The sequence below is a fragment of the Tritonibacter sp. SIMBA_163 genome, assembly GCF_046535935.1.
GTDB lineage: Bacteria > Pseudomonadota > Alphaproteobacteria > Rhodobacterales > Rhodobacteraceae > Epibacterium > Epibacterium scottomollicae.
Genome location: NZ_JAWJBP010001144.1, coordinates 1 through 242, shown reverse-complemented (window position 1 = coordinate 242; position 242 = coordinate 1). Strand labels below are relative to the sequence as shown.

1 protein-coding gene is annotated in these 242 nt (G+C 65.7%); it reads left to right on the top strand.

Features of this window, described 5'->3' with window-relative positions; all coding sequences use genetic code 11:
• The coding region (locus R0J92_RS25905; RefSeq protein WP_411053800.1) for an ABC transporter permease at positions 1–242 on the top strand (242 nt) is incomplete at both ends.

Below are 242 nucleotides of genomic sequence, written 5' to 3'. Positions count from 1 at the left end.
GTCGCTTCTGCGGGTGCTGGCGGGCTTTGCCCTTGGCGCGCTGGTGGGGGTCCCGCTTGGCTATGCCATGGGCCTCAGCTCCTGGGTGCGAGGCTGGTTCGATCCGATCGTGGAGTTCCTGCGACCGGTGCCGCCATTGGCGCTGATCCCGCTGGTGATCATCTGGTTCGGCATTTGGGAGACGGGCACGATCGTCCTGTTGTTCCTTGCCGCGCTCTGGATCATGACCATTGCCGCGCGGG